The sequence below is a fragment of the Mameliella sp. MMSF_3455 genome (genome assembly GCF_030733205.1).
Classification (GTDB): Bacteria; Pseudomonadota; Alphaproteobacteria; order Rhodobacterales; family Rhodobacteraceae; genus Antarctobacter.
The window spans coordinates 79,125-94,673 of record NZ_JASHJL010000006.1 but is presented as its reverse complement, the minus strand read 5'-3'; the positions used below and the strand labels follow the sequence as shown (position 1 = coordinate 94,673).

Annotated in this window: 15 protein-coding genes; 10 read left to right on the top strand and 5 right to left on the bottom strand. The window is 64.2% G+C overall.

What is annotated here, in order from left to right; genetic code table 11:
- Positions 1-57: 57 nt before the first annotated feature.
- From RBB42_RS06015 to RBB42_RS05985, 7 genes are read left to right on the top strand one after another with little or no spacing between them, the layout of a single operon-like run.
- A complete protein-coding gene (locus RBB42_RS06015) occupies positions 58-1,125 on the top strand; it encodes a LacI family DNA-binding transcriptional regulator (protein WP_305969031.1) in 1,068 nt (355 codons plus the stop codon).
- The gene (gene xylA, locus RBB42_RS06010) at positions 1,125-2,420 is read left to right on the top strand and encodes a xylose isomerase (protein WP_305969032.1); all 1,296 of its coding nucleotides are present in this window, start codon (positions 1,125-1,127) and stop codon (positions 2,418-2,420) included. The genes RBB42_RS06015 and xylA overlap by 1 nt, the downstream gene beginning before the upstream one ends.
- 16 nt (positions 2,421-2,436) lie before the next feature.
- The gene (locus RBB42_RS06005) at positions 2,437-3,492 is read left to right on the top strand and encodes a sugar phosphate isomerase/epimerase family protein (RefSeq protein ID WP_305969033.1); all 1,056 of its coding nucleotides are present in this window, start codon (positions 2,437-2,439) and stop codon (positions 3,490-3,492) included.
- 1 nt (position 3,493) lies between these two features.
- Positions 3,494-4,636, top strand: coding sequence for a Gfo/Idh/MocA family protein (locus RBB42_RS06000; protein WP_305969034.1), 1,143 nt, complete (start codon positions 3,494-3,496; stop codon positions 4,634-4,636).
- Positions 4,621-6,150 carry a sugar ABC transporter ATP-binding protein gene (locus tag RBB42_RS05995; protein ID WP_371931741.1) on the top strand — a complete coding sequence of 510 codons (1,530 nt, stop codon included), beginning with the start codon at positions 4,621-4,623 and terminating at the stop codon, positions 6,148-6,150. Before RBB42_RS06000 ends, RBB42_RS05995 begins: the two co-directional genes overlap by 16 nt.
- Positions 6,150-7,148, top strand: coding sequence for an ABC transporter permease (locus RBB42_RS05990; protein ID WP_305969036.1), 999 nt, complete (start codon positions 6,150-6,152; stop codon positions 7,146-7,148). The genes RBB42_RS05995 and RBB42_RS05990 overlap by 1 nt, the downstream gene beginning before the upstream one ends.
- Positions 7,149-7,177: 29 nt before the next feature.
- Positions 7,178-8,128 (top strand): ABC transporter substrate-binding protein, encoded by a 951-nt coding sequence (locus tag RBB42_RS05985; RefSeq protein WP_371931742.1) that lies wholly within the window; start codon positions 7,178-7,180, stop codon positions 8,126-8,128.
- A gap of 115 nt (positions 8,129-8,243) precedes the next feature.
- Here the strand turns inward: RBB42_RS05985 and RBB42_RS05980 are convergent, their stop codons facing one another.
- Positions 8,244-9,011 (bottom strand): FadR/GntR family transcriptional regulator, encoded by a 768-nt coding sequence (locus RBB42_RS05980; RefSeq protein ID WP_306043618.1) that lies wholly within the window; start codon positions 9,009-9,011, stop codon positions 8,244-8,246.
- Positions 9,012-9,084: 73 nt separating this feature from the next.
- Here RBB42_RS05980 and RBB42_RS05975 point away from each other — a divergent pair, with 73 nt between their 5' ends.
- The 3 genes from RBB42_RS05975 (at position 9,085) to RBB42_RS05965 (ending at position 11,605) form a co-directional block, all read left to right on the top strand.
- Positions 9,085-9,840, top strand: a complete 756-nt coding sequence (locus RBB42_RS05975; RefSeq protein WP_305969038.1) for a DUF2182 domain-containing protein — start codon at positions 9,085-9,087, stop codon at positions 9,838-9,840.
- A gap of 14 nt (positions 9,841-9,854) precedes the next feature.
- Entirely contained in the window at positions 9,855-10,484 is a 630-nt protein-coding gene (locus RBB42_RS05970) for a DUF1326 domain-containing protein (protein ID WP_305969039.1), read from the top strand.
- A 134-nt stretch (positions 10,485-10,618) separates the two neighbouring features.
- Positions 10,619-11,605 carry an oxidoreductase gene (locus RBB42_RS05965; RefSeq protein ID WP_305969040.1) on the top strand — a complete coding sequence of 329 codons (987 nt, stop codon included), beginning with the start codon at positions 10,619-10,621 and terminating at the stop codon, positions 11,603-11,605.
- A 172-nt stretch (positions 11,606-11,777) separates the two neighbouring features.
- Here the strand turns inward: RBB42_RS05965 and RBB42_RS05960 are convergent, their stop codons facing one another.
- The 4 genes from RBB42_RS05960 to RBB42_RS05945 are packed head-to-tail and all read right to left on the bottom strand — an operon-like array spanning position 11,778 to position 15,548.
- Complete coding sequence (locus tag RBB42_RS05960) at positions 11,778-12,515, bottom strand: amino acid ABC transporter ATP-binding protein (protein ID WP_305969041.1); 738 nt, start codon at positions 12,513-12,515, stop codon at positions 11,778-11,780.
- Complete coding sequence (locus RBB42_RS05955) at positions 12,512-12,877, bottom strand: RidA family protein (protein WP_305969042.1); 366 nt, start codon at positions 12,875-12,877, stop codon at positions 12,512-12,514. The genes RBB42_RS05960 and RBB42_RS05955 overlap by 4 nt, the downstream gene beginning before the upstream one ends.
- Positions 12,874-14,787 (bottom strand): propionyl-CoA synthetase, encoded by a 1,914-nt coding sequence (locus tag RBB42_RS05950; RefSeq protein ID WP_305969043.1) that lies wholly within the window; start codon positions 14,785-14,787, stop codon positions 12,874-12,876. The genes RBB42_RS05955 and RBB42_RS05950 overlap by 4 nt, the downstream gene beginning before the upstream one ends.
- 11 nt (positions 14,788-14,798) lie before the next feature.
- A complete protein-coding gene (locus RBB42_RS05945) occupies positions 14,799-15,548 on the bottom strand; it encodes an SDR family NAD(P)-dependent oxidoreductase (protein WP_305969044.1) in 750 nt (249 codons plus the stop codon).
- Between the last annotated feature and the right edge of the window lies 1 nt (position 15,549).

Sequence of the window (15,549 nt, the reverse complement as noted above, 5' to 3'; positions counted from 1 at the left end):
CAAAAAAAGATTGACGTCAATCATTATCCCCCCGATGATCGCTGCCGGGAGGAATTCATGAAGCGGCAACTGCCAACGTTGAGCGACGTGGCACGCCACGCGGGCGTCAGCTATGCGACCGCCGATCGGGTCATCAACGACCGCGGCGGCGTGGCTGAAAAATCCGTGCGGCGGGTGCGTGAGGCGATTGCAGAGCTTGGCTATGTGCGCAATGTCGCGGCGGCCAACCTGTCCCAAAAGCGGACCTACCGCTTTGTGTTTGTCATCCCCGAAGGTCCTAACAGCTTTTTCCAGTACCTGCGACAGGTGCTGTCCGAGGTGCATGACGCGCTGCTGATCGAACGGGTCGACGTGGTCGTGAAAAACGTCCGCGCCTTCGATGCCGGGGCGCTGGCGCAATGCCTTGTCGAACTGTCCGGCGAAACGCTGGACGGTGTCGCGCTTGTCGGCATGGATGACCCCAAGCTGCGCGATGCCATAGACCGCCTGAAAGAGCAGGGGGTCGCCGTGCTGACCCTGGTTGCCGACGTGCCCGAGGCCGGGCGCGACCTGTATGTCGGGATCGACAACGTGGTGGCCGGGCGCACCGCGGGTCGCCTGCTGATCCTTGCGCATGGCGGGCGCGGCGGGCGGGTGCTGCCCGTGGTCGGGTCGCGCGCCGCGCTGGACCACGCCGAGCGGCTGCAGGGCATGAGTGAAACCCTGGCCGAAACCGGCGGCGGGGTCAGCATGGCCCCCGTGATCGAAGGTCGCGACCTGCACGATCACGTCGAACGCCTGGTCCGGCAGGCACTGCTGGACGACCCGGAAATAACCGCGATCTACAGCGCAGGCGCCGGCAATGCAGGCCTTGTCCGCGTGCTCGAAGACCTGCCGCCGGATGTTTCGCGCCCTGTCGTGGTGTTGCACGAACTGGTGCCGCATTCGCGCCGCGCCTTGCAGGACGGGCTGATCGACCTGGTGATTGACCAGCGGCCCGACGACGAAATCAAGCTGGCCCTCGAATGCCTGCGCCGAATGGCCGACCGCATGGACCAGACGCAACCCGTGCCGATCGTTCCCGCGATCTACGTGCGCGAGAACCTTCCCGACACCATTGCTGACGACCAGAACGGAGCCCCCTGATGAGCGACTTCTTTGGAGACCTCGCGCCCCTGAATTTCGACCCCGACAGCGACGGTCTGGCGTTTCGTCACTATGACCCCGACGAGGTGGTCATGGGCAAGCGCATGGAAGACCATCTGCGCTTTGCCGTCGCCTACTGGCACAGCTTTGCCTGGCCCGGCGGCGATCCGTTCGGCGGCCAGACCTTTCAACGCCCCTGGTTCGGCGACGACATGGCGGCGGCCCGTCTGAAGGCCGATGTGGCGTTCGAACTGTATGACCTGTTGGGCGTGCCCTATTTCTGCTGGCACGATGCGGACATCCGTCCCGAAGGCGCGACCTTCGCCGAGAGCAAGGCGAACTTCGACGCCATTATCGACCTCTTCGAGGAAAAGATGGAAAGCGCGAAGGTGCGGCTGCTCTGGGGGACGGCGAACCTGTTTTCGCATCGCCGTTTCATGTCGGGCGCGGCCACCAATCCCGATCCGGACGTCTTTGCCTGGTCGGCGGCGACGGTAAAAACCTGCCTTGACGCGACGCACCGCCTGAAGGGGCAGAACTACGTGCTCTGGGGTGGGCGCGAGGGCTATGAAACCCTGCTCAATACCGACATGGGTCGCGAGATGGAGCACATGGGCCGGTTCCTGTCGATGGTGGTCGACTACAAGCACAAGATCGGCTTCGACGGCCAGATCCTGATCGAACCCAAGCCGCAGGAACCCACCAAGCACCAGTATGACTACGACGTCGCCACCGTTTACGGGTTTCTCCAGCGCTTTGGGCTGGAGAAGGAGGTGAAGGTCAATATCGAACAGGGCCACGCCATTCTTGCCGGGCATTCGTTCGAGCACGAACTGGCCCTGGCACGCGAGCTTGGGGTTCTGGGCTCTATCGACATGAACCGCAACGATTATCAATCCGGTTGGGACACCGACCAGTTCCCCAACAACGTGCCCGAGGTGGCGCTGGCTTACTACGAAATCCTCAAAGCCGGTGGCTTCACGCAGGGCGGCACCAACTTCGACGCCAAGCTGCGGCGGCAATCGCTCGACCCGATCGATCTGGTCGCGGCCCATGCGGGCGCGATGGATGTCTGCGCGCGCGGCCTGAAGGCCGCGGCGAAGATGCTGGAGGATGACGCGCTGGAGGCGCCACGCCGCGACCGATACGCCGGGTGGGACCGGGCAGAGGCGCAGGCGATGCTGACCTCGGACCTGGCCAGCGTGGCCGCGCCCGTCGAGGCGGGCAAGGTCGATCCGCAGCCCGTTTCGGGGCGGCAGGAAATTCTTGAAAACATCGTCAATCGCTACGTTTGACTGGGAGGACTTCATCATGAAGACGATCAAGGGTCCGGGCCTGTTCCTTGCACAGTTCGCAGGGGATGAGGCACCGTTCAACTCATGGGATGCCATCACCAAATGGGCGGCCGATTGCGGCTACAAGGGTGTTCAGGTTCCGGTCTGGGATGCGCGGCTTGTCGATCTGGACAAGCTGGCAGACTCGCAGGCCTATCGCGACGAATGGGTCGGTCAGGCGCGCGCCAATGGCGTCGAAGTCACGGACCTGTCCACGCATATCCTCGGCCAGCTCGTGGCGGTGCACCCGGCCTATGACGCATGGGTCGACGGGTTCGCCGCGCCAGAGGTGCAGGGCAAGCCGAAAGAGCGCACCGAATGGGCCATCGCGCAGGTCAAGAAGGCGCTGACAGCCTCGAAGAACCTTGGCATCGGTCAGCACGTGACGTTTTCGGGCGGATTGTGCTGGCCCTTTGTCTATCCGTTCCCGCAGCGGCCCGTGGGCATGGTCGAAACGGCGTTCGAAGAACTGGCCGCGCGGTGGCGTCCGATCCTGGACCACGCCGAGGACTGCGGCGTCGACGTCTGCTATGAAATCCACCCGATGGAGGATCTGCACGACGGCGACACCTTCGAGATGTTCCTGGATCGGCTGGACGGGCACGCGCGCTGCAACATGCTGTACGATCCCAGCCACTATGTCCTGCAATGCCTTGATTATCTTGATAACATCGACATCTACGCCGACCGTATCAAGATGTTCCACGTCAAGGACGCCGAGTTCAATCCGACCGGGCGCAAGGGCGTCTACGGCGGCTATCAGCCTTGGGAAAAACGCGCCGGCCGTTTCCGCAGCCCGGGCGACGGGCAGGTGGATTTCGGGGCGATCTTTTCCAAGATGGCAGCCAATGATTTCGACGGCTGGGCTGTCGTCGAATGGGAATGCTGCCTGAAACACCCCGAGGACGGCGCGCGCGAAGGGGCGCAGTTCGTCAAGGATCACATCATCCACGTCACCCCGCACGCCTTCGACGATTTCGCTGATGGCGGCACCGATGACGCGGCCAACCGCAAGATGCTGGGGATCGACTGATATGACACGCATCAGACTGGGCATGGTGGGCGGCGGCAATGACGCCTTCATCGGCGGCGTCCACCGCATCGCCAGCCGCATCGACGACCGTTTCGAACTGGTGGCCGGGGCTCTCAGCTCCACCCCGGAAAAGGCCGCCGCCAGCGGCAAGGCGCTGGGGCTGGATCCTGACCGCTCTTACGGGTCGTTCGTGGAGATGGCAGAAAGGGAAGCGGCCCGCGCCGATGGGATCGAGGCGGTCAGCATCGTCACCCCGAACCACGTGCATTTCCCGGCGGCCAAGGCCTTTCTTGATCGGGGCATTCACGTCATCTGCGACAAGCCCCTCACTGCCACGCAAGAGGATGCCGAGGCGATGGCCAGGGCCGTGGCCGACAGCAAGGCGATGTTCATCCTGACGCACAATTACACGGGCTATCCGCTGATCCGGCAGGCCCGAGAGATGGTTGCCGACGGTGACCTTGGCCAGATCCGCGTGGTCCAGGCCGAGTATCCGCAGGACTGGCTGACCGAAACGCTGGAGGCCGAGGGCGTCAAACAGGCCGAGTGGCGGACCGATCCGGCGCGGTCGGGCGCCGGCGGGTCCGTGGGCGACATCGGCACCCATGCCTATAACCTCGCCTGTTTCGTGACTGGCCTGAAGGGCGTCGAACTCGCCGCCGACCTGCACAGTTTCGGCGCGGGACGCAGCCTGGATGACAACGCGCATGTCATGCTGCGTTTCAATGGCGGCGCTCGGGGGATGTTGTGGTGCTCGCAGGTCGCCCCGGGCAACGAGAACGGTCTGCGCCTGCGGGTCTATGGCGCAAAGGGCGGTCTGGAATGGGCGCAGGAGAACCCCAACGAATTGTGGTTCACGCCGCTTGGGGAACCGACACGCCGGATCACGCGCATGGGGGCAGGGGCCTCTGACGCGGCGAACGCGGTCAGCCGCATTCCCCCGGGCCATCCCGAGGGCTACCTGGAAGGGTTCGCCAATATCTATGCCGCCGCCGCAGAGGCGATCCGCAATGTTCAGGCAGGCGGAGACAGGGACGCGGCGCTTGGTATCCTGCCGGGCATAGGTGCCGGACTGGAGGGGATGGCCTTTATCCGGGCCTGCGTTCAATCCTCCGGCGACAACGCTGCATGGGTGGCACTGTGACCACACCTCCCGTCCTGTCCCTGCGCGACGTGCACAAGAGCTTTGGCCCGGTCGAGGTGCTGCATGGTATCGACATCGACATCCGGGCCGGAGAGGTGCTGGCCCTGATCGGGGAAAACGGCGCGGGCAAATCGACGGCCATGAAGATCCTCGCCGGATACCAGCCGCCAAGCTCGGGGCAGGTCCTGCTGGACGGGGCGGACACCCGGTTCGCCTCGCTGCATGACGGCGAGGCGGCGGGCGTCGTCCTGATCCACCAGGAATTCAACCTGGCCGAACAGCTGACCGTCGAGCAGAACATCTTTCTGGGCCGCGAATTGCGGCGCGGTCTGTTGCTGGACAAGGCGCGGATGCGTGCGCTGACGCGTGAGTACCTGGCCAAGGTCAAGTGTCATGTCGATCCGGATACGCCGGTGTCGCGCCTGTCGAACTCTGAAAAGCAGATGGTCGAGATCGCCAAGGCGCTCAGCCGCGATGCCCGGGTTCTGATCATGGACGAACCGACCGCCGTCCTCACCAATGCCGAGGCCAGCATCCTGTTCGACCAGGTCGAGGCGCTGCGCTCGGCTGGCACCGCCGTCGTTTTTACCTCGCACAAGCTGGGCGAGGTAAAGCAGATCGCGGATCGCGTGGCGGTCATGCGGGATGGCAAGGTCGTGCTGACCGCAAAGGCGGGCGACCTCAGCGAGGACGACATGGCCACCGCGATGGTCGGGCGTGACGTGTCGGACCTTTATCCGGCCAAGCCCGGCATCGGATCGGATGCAGCCGTCATGATGCGGGTCGAGGGGCTGGATGTGCCGGGCCATGCCGCGGGGCTGAGCTTTGAGCTGCGGGCGGGGGAATTGCTGGGCATAGCCGGGCTGGTGGGGGCCGGGCGGACTGAGGCGATGGAAGGCCTGTGCGGCCTGCGCCCGGCCACCGCGATGCGGGTGGAAATCGGCGGGACCGAGGTGACGATCCGCCGCCCGGCGGACGCCCTGCAGCACGGCCTGTGCTACCTGACCGAGGACCGCAAGCTGCGCGGTCTGCTCTTGGGCAAGGGGATGCGCGAGAACCTGACCTTGCAGGCCTTGCGCAAGTTCGGCCGTGTCCTGATCGACCAGAAAGCCGAGGATGCGGCGCTGGACGAGGCGATCCGGGAATTCGATATCCGCGCCGGGCGCCGCGACGTGCGGGTTGGCAACCTGTCCGGGGGCAACCAGCAAAAGCTGTTGCTGGCCAAGGTCATGCAATCCGAACCGCGCATCCTGATCGTCGATGAACCAACGCGCGGCATCGACATTGGAACCAAGCAGCAAATCTATGCCTATCTTCGCACGCTGGCCGCGGCGGGGCACGGCATCGTCGTCATCTCGTCCGAGATGCAGGAAATCATCGGCCTGTCGGACCGGGTTCTGGTCATGCACCGTGGCCGGATCGCCGGGACACTGTCCGGCTCAGACATCAACGAAGAGGCCATCGTGCGGCACGCCATGGGCGTGGGCGCCGATCCCGAGGAAAGGGTCGCCTGATGACCAGTGAAACCGTGAACACTCCGCCGCGCCGCGCGCTCCCTTCGATGAGCGTCCTTGGCCCGATCATTGCGCTGCTGGCCTTGATCGCCATCGGTGCCTTCCTGAACCAGAATTTCCTGGGGGTGGGCAACATCACCAACGTTCTGGCCCGGTCGGCCTTTATCGGAATCATCGCCGTCGGCATGACGTTTGTCATAACCGCGGGCGGGCTGGACCTGTCGGTGGGATCGATGGCGGCCTTCATCGCCGGGTTGATGATCCTTGTCATGAACGCGGCGCTGCCGACCTTGGGCGTGGGGGTGCCGATCATCCTGCTGGGCATGGCGACCGCGCTGATCGCCGGGCTGCTGGCGGGGCTGCTGAACGGCTTTCTCATCACCACGCTGGGGATCGAGGCCTTTATCGTCACGCTTGGCACCATGGGGATCTACCGCAGCCTTGTCACATGGCTGGCGGACGGCGGCACGCTTAGTCTCGATTTCGGGCTGCGCACCTTCTACCGCCCGGTCTATTTCGACGGCATCCTTGGCATTTCCTGGCCGATCATCGTCTTTGCGCTGGTCGTGATCATCGGCGAGGTGGTCATGAGCCGCGCCCGTTTCGGTCGTCACTGCGCCGCCACCGGATCGAGCGAGGAGGTCGCGCATTATTCCAACGTCAACGTCAACCGTACCCGAATGACCACCTACGCCATGCTGGGCATCCTGGTGGGCGTGGCGACGATCATGTACGTCCCGCGGCTGGGGTCCGCCTCGGCCTCGACCGGGGTCCTCTGGGAGCTGGAGGCCATTGCCGCGGTGATCATCGGCGGCACGGTGCTCAAGGGCGGTTTCGGCCGGGTCTGGGGCACGGTGATCGGCGTTCTGATCCTGTCCCTGATCGACAACATCCTGAATCTGACAGACCTTGTTTCGCCCTATCTCAACGGCGCGATCCAGGGGGTCATCATCATTCTCGCTGTCATTCTGCAGCGCGAAGCCAAGGCAAAGGGATGAAACCTTTGCCAACCAACGGGAGGAACTCCATGACCTATCTAAAGACTTTCGCAACGGGACTGGTTGCGGCCGCCCTGACCGCAAGCGTCGCCATGGCGCAGGACACCAAGGTGATCGGCGTCTCGATCCCTGCGGCAACCCACGGCTGGGCCGGCGGCATGAACTTTCACGCGCGCGAGGCCGTGGAACGGCTGGAAGGCGTCTATCCGCAACTGGACTTCGTTCTGGCGACGGCCTCGGATCCGGGCAAGCAGGTGAACGACATCGAAGACATGGTCGCCACCCGCAACATCGACGCGCTTGTCGTTCTGCCCTTCGAATCCGAGCCGCTGACCTCGCCCGTGCATGCGGTCGCCGAAGGCGGCGCATGGGTGACCGTGGTGGACCGTGGCTTGTCGGTGGAAGGGATCGAGGATCTGTACGTTGCCGGCGACAACCCGGGCTTTGGCCGCGTATCGGGTGAATACATGGTGTCGAAGATGCCCGAAGGCGGCAAGATCGTCGTCCTGCGTGGCATCCCGACCACCATCGACAACGAACGCGTCGACGGCTTCAAGGCGGCGATCGAGGGCTCCGGCATCGAGATCATCGACATGGAGCACGGCAACTGGAACCGCGACGACAGCTTTGACGTGATGCAGGATTTCCTGTCCAAGCACGATCAGATCGACGCGGTCTGGGCCTCGGACGACGACATGGCCGTGGGCGTCCTCGCCGCCATCGACGCGGCGGGCCGCGAAGACATCCAGTTCGTGCTGGGCGGTGCAGGCATGAAAGAGATGGTCAAGCGCGTCATGGACGGCGACAAGATGATCCCCGCCGACGTGACCTATCCGCCGTCGATGATCGCCACGGCAATCGAACTGACCGCGATTGCCATGACCTCGACAGCGCCTGTCTCCGGCACCTTTACCATCGGTTCGGTTCTGGTCACGCCGGAAAATGCCGAAAACTTCTACTACCCCGACAGCCCGTTCTGAGGGGACTGGGGCAGGGCCTTGTCCTGCCCCAACGACGCGCATGCAGCGGGCCCTGCGGTCGCGCGGCCCGCTGGGATCCGAGCGTGCCTTGTCTGCGACAAGGTCGCGCCAGATCTCACGACCTGAACATCTCCTCGCGGAGATCACGCTGTTTCCGCTCTGCCCTGGACACGATGACGCCTTTGCCGAGCTCCAGCGTATAGAGGGCGAGTTCGCTCAGGACCTCGTCGGCCCGGGATGGTTCGCGGTTTTCGATCGCATCTGTCAGGGCGGTGTGCAGATGCACGATCTGTTCCCGAGATCGTGCCGAGTAGGTGATCATGTTCATCAGCGGCTGCATTGCCTCGACGGCTCCGGCCAGTTGATAGGACAGGATCGGGTTCTTGGCCGCATCCACCAGTGCCCGGTGCAGCGCGACGTCCGAGGCGCAGAAGGTCTCGTCGCTCAGCCCCGGTTCGCCCTGGCGTCGGATTTCGGCGCGCATCGCCGCGAGATCCTCTGCCGTCCTCCGTTCCGAGGCCAGCGCCGTACAGGACCGTTCCAGCGCGAAACGCGCTTCGCAGGCAATGTCGAAGTCGACCTGGTTGATCGAAAGCAGAAGAGTCGACGACGTCGCGTGGAGCGCCTGCGCCTCCTTGTAGGACAAGCGACGGACAAAAGCCCCGCCAAAGGCCCCCCGTTCGGTCCGGATCAACGATTGCGCGGCCAGCCGTTTGAGCGCTTCGCGCACCGTCGGGCGGGACACGTCAAAGCGTTCGGCAAGGTCTGATTCGGACGGCAGACGGTCGTCAGCGGTCAATTCACCAGCGAGAATCGCATCCCGGAGCGCCTTGGCAATTTGTGCCGGCAGGTCAGGTCCTTGTTTTTGCTTGGCTGATTTCATTTGTCTTACATTTAATTGTCAGGCATTTTCTGGTCAATGCTTTGGCGCGCACACCGTGAGGGAGGAAACGGTCTTGTTTGCACTGACTATCAGATCGCTGCGGCGCGCGCACTGGATCGCCTTTTTTGCCGGGCTTCTGCTGTGCTGGTGCGTGCTTTTTGCGATGGCCGTGCCCGCCGAGTTGCGCGCGCTGGAGGCCACATATGGTACGTCGGTGGTGGAGTTCCTCTGCACCGGGTTGCTGGGGACATCGAGCTTTGCCTCTGCCTTTGCGATGTGGGTCCTGATGAGCGCGGCAATGATGGCGCCGACCGCCGTGCCCGCACTGGCCACCTATGATGATCTTGGACAGGTCACCAAGACCGCGTTCTGGCAATTGCTTGGCGGATACATCGCCGTGTGGGTTGGCTTGTCTGGCGTGGCAGCGCTGGCGCAGGTCGGGTTGTACAGGGCCGGGCTGATCGGCGGGCTTGGCCAAAGCCTGTCGCTGCCGCTGACCGTCGCCCTGCTGATCGGCGCCGGGCTCTACCAGTTCAGCGCCATGAAAGAGGCCTGCCTGTCGCGCTGCCGCGCGCCGCTGACCTTTTTCATCCAGCATTGGGAAGAAGGCCCTTTCCGCAACGGGCTGCGGATGGGTCTTGATTGCGTCGGGTGCTGCTGGGCGCTGATGGCGCTGGCCTTCGTGGGGGGCACGATGAACCTGGGGTTCATGGGGCTGGCCATGCTGCTGATGACGCTGGAAAAACTGCCCGACATCGGGCGCCACCTGACAAAACCGCTGGGCGGGATGCTGATCGCATCCGGTCTAGCACTGCCGCTGATCTCATAGGGAGGAGATATCAAATGGCACTGGATGCGACCGCCATTCCGGACTGGATAATCAAGGGTGAGCTGATCCTGAACTGCAACTGCACGGTCTTCTGCCCCTGCGTTGTCAGCCTGGGCAAGCACCCGCCAACCGAGGGCTATTGCCAGACCTGGGGCGGGGTGCGCATCGACGAGGGCAGCTTTGGGGAAGAGGATCTCTCGGGGCTGAACATCGGCCTTCTGATCGAGATTCCCGGACAGATGGCGCGCGGCAACTGGAAGGCCGCCGTCTTCATCGACGACCGGGCCAGCGCGGCGGCGCATGAGGCCCTGGTGAATATCTTCAGCGGCGCGGCGCGGGGCACAACGGGGCTATTCGGCATCCTGGTCAGCGAGTTCCTCGGTGCCGAAAGCGCGCCGGTCTCTTATGAGAACGACGGCGACACCCGTCGCCTGATGGTCGGCAAGAAGATCCAGGGCGAGGTCGTTCCCGTCAAGGATGCCAAGGGGCGCGAGACCACGATCACCAACACCGACTACTGGATGGGATCGGACGTGACGGTGGGCACCGCCAAGAAGGGCCGCGTGCGTGCCTTTGGCCGGGTTTGGGATTTCGAAGGCCGCTCGGCCGAGATCTGCCAGATCGACTGGCACGGCCCTCGCTAAGGAAAGGCGCCAGCCATGCACCAGACCTTCGGCGCTTTGGCCCCCGGTTCGGCAAGTTTCGTGCCGTTGTCGCCGGTATCCGTCGGCCCGTGCGCCGTCACCATTCGCGAATTCTGGAACTAAGGAGAAACGACATGTTCAAGGCACTGCTCGTCGAGAAAAACGACGAGGGCAAGACATCCGCCAGCGTCACCGAGGTCAGCGAAGACCAACTGCCCGAGGGTGACGTGACCGTGGCGGTGGAATATTCCACCGTGAACTACAAGGACGGGCTTTGCATCGGGCCGGGCGGCGGGCTTGTCCGCAGCTATCCGCATGTGCCGGGGATCGACTTTGCCGGGACGGTCGAGAGTTCCGATGACGACCGCTACAAGCCCGGCGACAAGGTGGTTCTGACCGGCTGGCGCGTCGGTGAAAACCGCTGGGGCGGCTATGCCGAGAAGGCGCGCGTGAAGGCCGACATGCTGGTGCCGTTGCCCGACGGGCTGGACACCCGCCAGGCGATGGCGGTGGGCACCGCTGGACTGACCGCGATGCTGGCCGTGATGGCGCTGGAGGATCAGGGCATCAAGGACGGCCCGGTTCTGGTGACCGGCGCCGCCGGGGGCGTTGGCTCGGTGGCGACGGCGATCCTGGCCAGGCTGGGCCACGAGGTGGCGGCCGTCACGGGGCGCCCGGATCAGGCGGATTACCTCAAGGGCCTTGGCGCGGCACAGATCGTGGCGCGCGAGGACCTGACCGAAGTCACGAAGAAGCCGCTGGAAGCCGAGCAATGGGGCGGCTGTGTCGATGCCGTTGCCGGGGCCATGCTGGGACGGGTGCTCAAGCAGATGCAATACGGGTCTTCGGTCGCGGCCATCGGCCTTGCGGGCGGGGCGGCAATCGAAGGGGCCCTTATCACGCCTTTCATCCTGCGCGGTGTGAACCTGCTGGGCATCGACTCGGTCATGCAGCCCTACGACAACCGCGTCCGCGCGTGGAAGCGCATCGCACGCGATCTGCCGATGGACAAACTTGAGGCGATGGTACAGCCCGCCACGCTTGCCGACTTGCCGGGTCTTGGGCGTGACATCCTCAAGGGCCAGGTCAAGGGCCGGGTCGTGGTCGACGTGAAAGCCTGATTATCGTCAAGGTCGATCCGGGCCACTTAGAAGAGTTGCCCGGATCACATCTGCTTTCAGCGTGCGCTGATCGGATGGCGCCCGCGCGCCGGCCAATAATGCGTGTTATGTAATTTTTGCGCGCAGAAGGGAGCCGGGGTCACGATCTGCCCCGGCACGCCAACCGACAGGGTCAATGCGTCAGGACCTGGTCCAGAAATGCGCGGGTGCGTTCGTTCGACTGCGCGGTGAAAAAGGTCTCGGGGTCGTTTTCCTCGATGATCTCACCGGCGTCCATGAACAGGACCCGATCCGCGACCTTGCGGGCGAACCCCATCTCATGCGTCACGCAGATCATGGTCATACCTTCCTGTGCCAGCGTCACCATCACGTCCAGAACCTCGCCGATCATCTCGGGGTCCAGCGCGCTGGTCGGTTCGTCGAACAGCAGGATTTCCGGCTTCATGCACAGGGCGCGGGCGATGGCGACGCGCTGCTGTTGTCCGCCCGACAGTTGGCCAGGGAACTTGTGCGCCTGGTTTCCGATCTGGACCTTGTTGAGGAATTTCATCGCCGTATCCTCGGCCTCGCCCTGCGGCATCTTGCGGGCCAGCATCGGCGCAAGGGTGCAGTTTTCCAGGATGCTGAGGTGCGGAAACAGGTTGAAGTGCTGAAAGCACATCCCGACCTCTCGGCGCATCGCCTCTATGTTGGGGGCGTCGGCGTTGATCGGTTCACCCTTGATCAGGATATCGCCGGACTGGTGTTCCTCCAGCTGGTTGATGGTGCGGATCATGGTGGACTTGCCGGAGCCGGACGGACCGCAGACCACGATCCTTTCGCCCTTGGCAACAGAAAGATTCACATTCCTCAGCGCGTGGTAGGTACCGTACCACTTGTTGACGTTGCGCATTTCGACGGCCGGGGTCATGGGCGGTCTCCCTCAGGGCTGGGTTTCTCGGCGGCGGTGACGATGATTTCGACCTTCAGCGCGTCGCGGGCCAGTCGCGCCTCGCCGCAGGCGCGCGCGGGGGCCTTGCCCTCGGGCACCCAGGCGTCCCAGACCGCGTTCATCTCGGCGAAATCGGCCATGTCTGCCAACCACACGATGGCCTGCAGGATGTGGTTGCGGTCCGATCCGGCCTCTTGCAGCAGGGCGTCGATGCGCGACAGGCAATCGCGGGTCTGGTCGGCCACGGTGTCCCCGGCACCAACCTGCCCACAAAGGTAAATGGTGCCGTTGTGCTTGACGATCTTGCTCATGCGTGGACCTGTGTGCAGTCGTTCGATCATGCTGGTTCTCCGATCAGGTGCCGGGCCCGCAGCGCGGCGGTGATTTCATCAAGGATCGCGGGGTCGTCGATGGCGGCCGGCATCTTGTAATCGGCTCCGTCGGCAATCTTCTGGACCGTTCCGCGCAGCACCTTGCCGGACCGCGTCTTGGGCAGGCGCTTGACCTCGATCGCGGTCCTGAAGGCGGCGACGGCACCGATCTTGGACCGGACCAGCGTCACCAGTTCGCGCTCCAACTCGACAAGATCGCGGTCGCTGCCGTCATTGGTCACGAACAGGCCCAGCGGCTTCTGCCCTTTCAGCGCGTCCGATTTGCCCACCACCGCGCATTCGGCAATGTCGGGATGGCTGGCGATGACCTCTTCCATCGCGCCGGTCGACAGGCGGTGCCCGGCCACGTTGATGATGTCATCGGTGCGCGCCATGATGAAGACATAGCCGTCCTCGTCGATGATCCCGGCGTCCGAGGTCGCGTAATAGCCCGGGAACTCTGCCAAGTAGGATTTCACGAAGCGCTCCGGCGCATTCCACAGCGTCGGAAAGCCCGAGGGCGGCAGCGGCAGTTTGCAGACGATATTGCCCAGCGTTCCGGGCGGCACCGGGTGGCCCTCGTCGTCCAACACACGGATGTCATACCCCGGCATCGGCTTGCCCGGCGATCCCGGCTTGACCGGAAATGCGCCCAGGCCCACCGGGTTGCCCGACATGGGCCAGCCGGTTTCGGTCTGCCACCAATGGTCGATGATCGGGCGCGACAGTTTGGCCTGCGCCCAGTCTACCGTCGCCGGGTCGGACCGCTCCCCGGCAAGGAACAGCGTGCGGAAACTGCTGAGGTCATAATCGCCGATCAGGGCACCGCTCGGGTCTTCCTTGCGGATCGCGCGCAGGGCTGTCGGGGCGGCGAACAGGGCCGAGACACCGTGATCCTGGATCACCTTCCAGAACACGCCTGCGTCCGGGGTGCCCACCGGCTTGCCCTCGAACAGGATGGTCGTCGCACCGTGCAGCAGGGGGCCATAACAGATGTAGGAGTGCCCAACGACCCAGCCCACGTCCGATGCGGCCCAGAATACCTCTCCCGGCTGGATGCCGTAGTGGTGTTCCATGGTCCAGCGCAGCGCCACCATGTGACCGCCGTTGTCACGCACGACGCCCTTGGGCTGGCCCGTGGTGCCGGATGTATAAAGGATGTAGAGTGGATCGGTGGCGGCGACGGGCACGCAATCCGTCCATGCGCCTGCCGCGATGGCAGCGTCCACCGCCTGCGCATAATCCAGGTCCCGGCCCGCGATCAGGTCACAGGTCAGGGTGTCGCGTTGCAGGATCACGCAGTGTTCGGGCTTGTGCTGCGATTGGTCGATCGCCTGGTCCAGCAACGGCTTGTAGGCGATCACGCGGCCCGGCTCGATCCCGCAAGAAGCCGAGATCACCACCTTGGGCGCGGCATCGTCGATCCGCGTGGCCAGTTCCTGCGCGGCGAAACCGCCGAACACAACGGAATGCACCGCCCCCAGCCGCGCACAGGCCAGCATGGCAAAGATCGCCTGCGGCACCATCGGCATGTAGATCACCACCCGGTCGCCCTTGGCCACGCCCAGCCCGCGCAAGACATGGGCCAGCGCGCTGACCTGTTCCTGCAATTCGGCAAAGGTGTAGCGCGCCACATGGCCGGTGATCGGGCTGTCGTGGATCACGGCCGGTTGATCGCCCCGCCCTGCCGCCACGTGCCGGTCCACGCAGTTGTAACAGGTGTTGCAGATCGCCCCGTCGAACCAGCGCCCATAGGCCCCGGCGTCGGGGTTGAACACCTGTGTCGCCGGGGAGAACCAGTCGATGTTCTGCGCTGCCTGCTTCCAGAATCCGACCGGATCGGCCTGCCAGGCGGCGTAAGTCTCGGAATATCTCGACATCTTGCGCAGCCTCAGCAGGTGTAGTTCAGGCCAAGGCGGCCACCGTCGACATAGATCGTCTCGCCGGTGATGTAGCTGGCCTTCTTCGAGCAGAGGAACGCCACCACGTCACCGATTTCCCGCGCGCTGCCCGACCGGCCCAGCGGCGTGCGCGACATGGCCACGCGAAAGGCCTCGGGGTTGGCGTTGACGCCCGCCATCATTTCCGTGTCGATGGAACCGGGGCCAACCGCGTTCACGCGGATATTGTCCTTAGCCAGCGCCAGAGCGGCAGCCTTGGTCAGCTGCATCACGCCACCCTTGGACGCGCAATAGGCCGGGATCGCCGGGATCGCCACCTGCGCATTGATTGAGGACATGTTGACGATGGCGCCTTCGATCTTGTGCTCGACCATGACACGCGCGGCCAGTTGCGTGGCCACAAAGACCCCGCGCAGGTTCACGTCGATCACCTTTTCAAAGGCTTTCAGGTCATAGGTCAGGAAATCGCCGGGCATCGCGATACCCGCGTTGTTGACTAATGCGTGCAGCGGGCCGTGATCTGCCGCGATCCGGGCGAACATCGCCTCGATCTGGGCCACGTCGCCTATATCGCAAACCAGCCCCGCAACGGCACCCAGCGTCCTGGCCGCCTCGGCCACGCCATCCGCCTGGATGTCGGACAGGATCACGTCAAAGCCGTCTTCGATCAGCGCCTCGGCGCAGGCATAGCCGATCCCCTGGGCCGCGCCCGTGACCAGTGCAAGAGGTTTCCCTGTCATC

What these genes read in the sequence shown, in the direction of transcription:
- RBB42_RS05990 (WP_305969036.1), top strand. Translation starts at nt 6,150, where the DNA reads ATGACCAGTGAAACCGTGAACACTCCGCCGCGCCGCGCGCTCCCTTCG.
- RBB42_RS05980 (WP_306043618.1), bottom strand. Translation starts at nt 9,011, where the DNA reads ATGAAATCAGCCAAGCAAAAACAAGGACCTGACCTGCCGGCACAAATT.
- RBB42_RS05965 (WP_305969040.1), top strand. Translation starts at nt 10,619, where the DNA reads ATGTTCAAGGCACTGCTCGTCGAGAAAAACGACGAGGGCAAGACATCC.
- RBB42_RS06000 (WP_305969034.1), top strand. Translation starts at nt 3,494, where the DNA reads ATGACACGCATCAGACTGGGCATGGTGGGCGGCGGCAATGACGCCTTC.
- RBB42_RS06005 (WP_305969033.1), top strand. Translation starts at nt 2,437, where the DNA reads ATGAAGACGATCAAGGGTCCGGGCCTGTTCCTTGCACAGTTCGCAGGG.
- xylA (WP_305969032.1), top strand. Translation starts at nt 1,125, where the DNA reads ATGAGCGACTTCTTTGGAGACCTCGCGCCCCTGAATTTCGACCCCGAC.
- RBB42_RS05970 (WP_305969039.1), top strand. Translation starts at nt 9,855, where the DNA reads ATGGCACTGGATGCGACCGCCATTCCGGACTGGATAATCAAGGGTGAG.
- RBB42_RS05945 (WP_305969044.1), bottom strand. Translation starts at nt 15,548, where the DNA reads ATGACAGGGAAACCTCTTGCACTGGTCACGGGCGCGGCCCAGGGGATC.
- RBB42_RS05995 (WP_371931741.1), top strand. Translation starts at nt 4,621, where the DNA reads ATGGGTGGCACTGTGACCACACCTCCCGTCCTGTCCCTGCGCGACGTG.
- RBB42_RS05955 (WP_305969042.1), bottom strand. Translation starts at nt 12,877, where the DNA reads ATGATCGAACGACTGCACACAGGTCCACGCATGAGCAAGATCGTCAAG.
- RBB42_RS06015 (WP_305969031.1), top strand. Translation starts at nt 58, where the DNA reads ATGAAGCGGCAACTGCCAACGTTGAGCGACGTGGCACGCCACGCGGGC.
- RBB42_RS05985 (WP_371931742.1), top strand. Translation starts at nt 7,178, where the DNA reads ATGACCTATCTAAAGACTTTCGCAACGGGACTGGTTGCGGCCGCCCTG.
- RBB42_RS05960 (WP_305969041.1), bottom strand. Translation starts at nt 12,515, where the DNA reads ATGACCCCGGCCGTCGAAATGCGCAACGTCAACAAGTGGTACGGTACC.
- RBB42_RS05950 (WP_305969043.1), bottom strand. Translation starts at nt 14,787, where the DNA reads ATGTCGAGATATTCCGAGACTTACGCCGCCTGGCAGGCCGATCCGGTC.